This is a genomic window from Corynebacterium hiratae (assembly GCF_009708045.1).
Lineage (GTDB): Bacteria > Actinomycetota > Actinomycetes > Mycobacteriales > Mycobacteriaceae > Corynebacterium > Corynebacterium hiratae.
The window spans coordinates 1-321 of sequence record NZ_VIOG01000048.1 but is presented as its reverse complement, the minus strand read 5'-3'; the positions used below and the strand labels follow the sequence as shown (position 1 = coordinate 321).

Annotated in this window: 1 protein-coding gene; it reads left to right on the top strand. The window is 53.3% G+C overall.

What is annotated here, in order from left to right; translation table 11 throughout:
• Positions 1-23 precede the first annotated feature (23 nt).
• Positions 24-321 (top strand): IS3 family transposase (locus FME68_RS12985; protein ID WP_046649398.1); only part of this gene is annotated, 298 nt, incomplete at its 3' end.

The window sequence follows — 321 nt, the reverse complement described above, 5'->3', positions numbered from 1 at the left end:
GGGAAGAAAGGTAATCTACCACCATGCCTAGGTACTCCGAACAGTTCAAACGTGATGCTGTGGCCCTCTACGAAAACAATGAGGACCTCTCACTTCACGCGGCTTCAGCAGAGCTTGGAGTCAATCGATCCTCACTTTATTCCTGGCTTAAGCAGTACGGCACCGGCAAACGCGCCCGCACGAAGACCCTGCGTGACAACGCCCAGGCGACGACTGATTCTGAACGGATCCGCCAGCTAGAAAAAGAAGTCTCTAAGCTTCGTGAAGAACGTGACATCCTGCGTAAGGCCGCGAAGTATTTTGCCGAAGAGACACGCTGGT